Source organism: Rhizobacter sp. P3_C12, assembly GCF_056402735.1.
Map to the genome: position 1 here is coordinate 1 of NZ_JBFUGW010000472.1, position 2,856 is coordinate 2,856.

3 protein-coding genes are annotated in these 2,856 nt (G+C 70.7%); all 3 read left to right on the plus strand.

Going from position 1 to position 2,856, the window contains the following annotated elements:
- Window positions 1-10 precede the first annotated feature (10 nt).
- From AC1DXV_RS33320 to rpoS, 3 genes are read left to right on the plus strand one after another with little or no spacing between them, the layout of a single operon-like run.
- Window positions 11-742, plus strand: a complete 732-nt coding sequence (locus AC1DXV_RS33320; protein ID WP_477937829.1) for a protein-L-isoaspartate(D-aspartate) O-methyltransferase — start codon at window positions 11-13, stop codon at window positions 740-742.
- A 14-nt stretch (window positions 743-756) separates the two neighbouring features.
- The gene (locus AC1DXV_RS33325) at window positions 757-1,683 is read left to right on the plus strand and encodes a peptidoglycan DD-metalloendopeptidase family protein (RefSeq protein ID WP_477870746.1); all 927 of its coding nucleotides are present in this window, start codon (window positions 757-759) and stop codon (window positions 1,681-1,683) included.
- A gap of 35 nt (window positions 1,684-1,718) precedes the next feature.
- Complete coding sequence (rpoS, locus tag AC1DXV_RS33330) at window positions 1,719-2,777, plus strand: RNA polymerase sigma factor RpoS (RefSeq protein ID WP_477937827.1); 1,059 nt, start codon at window positions 1,719-1,721, stop codon at window positions 2,775-2,777.
- Window positions 2,778-2,856 lie beyond the last annotated feature (79 nt).

A 2,856-nucleotide genomic window follows, 5' to 3' on the forward strand; every position in this document is an offset into this window, starting at 1 on the left:
GGGCCGCGAGGTGCTGCGGCCGCAGCGGCCGGTGCAGCAGGCGGCCGCCGCATCGGCCCAGCGCGTGGTGCCGACCGGCCTCGGCCTCGATTCGGCCGGCGTGCGCCAGCGCATGGTCGACCGGCTGCGCGGCGGCGGCGTGCGCGACGAGCTGGTGCTCGGCGCGATGGCCCGCGTGCCACGCCATGCCTTCGTCGACACGGCGCTGGTCAACCAGGCCTATGAAGACACCAGCCTGCCGATCGGCCTCGGGCAGACCATCTCCAAGCCCTCGGTGGTKGCGCGCATGATCGAGCTGCTGATGGCGAGCCCCGCCGCACGCACGCGGCGCACGCTGGGCCGCACGCTCGAGATCGGCACCGGTTGCGGCTACCAGGCGGCGGTGCTTGCGCAGCTGTCGCGGCAGGTGCTGTCGGTGGAGCGGCTCAAGCCGCTGCACGACAAGGCGCGCGAGCTGCTGGCGCCGATGCGCTTGACGGACATCAGGCTGGTGTATGGTGACGGGATGCGGGGCCACCCGCCGAACGCGCCGTACGACAGCATCATCTCGGCCGCCGGCGGCGACGACCTGCCGCAGGCCTGGCTCGATCAACTGGCCGTCGGCGGCCGTCTGGTGGCGCCGGTGCAACGGGCTGCAGGACAGGGCCAGGTGCTGGTGGTGGTCGACAGAACAGAGGGTGGCTACGAGCGCACGGTTCATGAGGCCGTGCTGTTCGTCCCCCTAAAATCAGGAACGGATTGATGACAGTGGCAGTGATGGCAAGCACCTCGACTCCCGCGGCCGCGCGCCGCCATTCGACCGGCCCCCGAGCGATCGCGATCGTGCTGGCGGCGCTTGCCCTCGCGGCCTGTTCGTCGACGAAGTACCACGCGCCGGTCGAGGATCGCGGTGGCACGCGGGCCCCGGTCACGACGGCCGGCGGCACACAGGTCGCGACGCCGGCACCGGTGGCCGGCACGCCGGAGGCCGTGAAGCCGCTGCCCGGCGCCGAGAACGCCGGCAAGCCGGGCTTCTATTCGGTGAAGCCGGGCGACACGATGATCCGCATCGGGCTCGAGACCGGCCAGAACTGGAAAGACCTGATCAAGTGGAACAACCTCGACAACCCGAACGTCATCGAGGTCGGCCAGGTGCTGCGCGTCGTGCCGCCGGGTGCGGACCCGAATGCGGTGGCCACGCGCGGCGTGACGGCGGCGAAGGTCGACGTGAAGCCGCTCGATGCGCCGCGGCCCGCGTCGGGGGCCTCGGCCACCACGGCGCCGGTCGCGATTGCCACCGCCCCGGTGGCGGTATCGCCCGCCCCGCGCGATGACGACGACATCAACTGGCAGTGGCCCGCCACCGGTGCAGTGGTGGCCGGCTTCGACGACGTGCGCAGCAAGGGCCTGTCGATCTCCGGCAAGGCCGGCGACCCGGTGCTGGCGGCCGCCGATGGGCGCGTCGTCTATGCCGGCTCCGGGCTGCGCGGCTACGGCAACCTCGTGATCCTGAAACACAACAACACCTTCCTGACGGCCTACGCGCACAACCAGGCGCTGCTGGTCAAGGAAGACCAGACCGTGCGCCGCGGCCAGAAGATCGCCGAGATGGGCGCCACCGATGCCGACCGGGTGGCGCTGCACTTCGAGATCCGCAAGCTCGGCAGGCCGATCGATCCCGCGAAGCTCCTGCCGCCACGCTGAGGCGCGGCCCACCCTCCACCAGCCCGGGCAACAGCATGGTCAAGAAGCGCAGCACACTGAACGGGCATGCGCTGGGCCATGACACCGGCACGAGACCGCCGCTGCCGGCGCTGAAGATGGACGCGGCGCAGGCCGAGCCGGCGGAATCCGCGGCCGAGGCCGATCCGCAGGGCGATCCGCACGAGCAGCCTGAACTGCCGTCGGACGACGTGCGTCCGGTGATCGAGATCGCGGCGGGCGAGGGCGAGGTCGGCAACACGCTGCAGACCTACCTGCGCGACATCCGCCGCACGCCGCTGCTGACGCCGCAGGAAGAATTCGACACCGCGACGCGGGCCCGCGCCGGCGATTTCAGCGCGCGCCAGTCGATGATCGAGCGCAACCTGCGGCTGGTCGTCAGCATCGCGAAGAACTACCTCGGGCGCGGCCTGCCGATGACCGACCTGATCGAGGAGGGCAACCTCGGGCTGATGCATGCGATCAGCAAGTTCGAGCCGGAGCGCGGCTTCCGCTTCTCGACCTATTCGTCGTGGTGGATCCGCCAGAGCATCGAGCGCGCGATCATGCACCAGGCCCGGCTGGTGCGGCTGCCGGTGCACGTGGTGCGCGAGCTGAACCACGTGCTGAAGGCGCGCCGCGCGCTCGAGGCCGACGGCACGCACGGCGACGGCACCGACAAGCCGGTGCGGGTCGAAGACATCGCGGCCCGTGTCGGCCGGCCGGTGCAGGAGGTGAGCGAGCTGCTGAAGTTCGCCGAACTGCCGGCCTCGCTCGATGCGCCGATCGACCGCGAGAACTCCGAATCGATGATCGACAGCGTGGCCGACGAAGGCGCGAGCGATCCGCTGTCGACCACGCTGAACCACGAGATCGACGTGCTGCTGCAGCACGGCCTGGACGAGCTGAACGAGCGCGAGCGCGAGGTGCTGTCGGGCCGCTACGGCCTGCGCGACCGCGAGCCCGAGACGCTGGAGGTGCTGGCCGAGCGGCTGGGCCTGACGCGCGAGYGCATCCGGCAGATCCAGCAGGAGGCGCTGGTCAAGCTCAAGCGCCGCATGGCGCGCAGCGGGATCGATCGCGACTCGATTTTCTAGGTGCCCCTGCGGTGCTGAGACAATCGGGGGATGACAGCAAGCGATGAATGGCTGACGGTCGAGTCCCTCGACCTCGAAG

What these genes read in the sequence shown, in the direction of transcription:
- AC1DXV_RS33325 (WP_477870746.1), top strand. Translation starts at nt 757, where the DNA reads ATGGCAAGCACCTCGACTCCCGCGGCCGCGCGCCGCCATTCGACCGGC.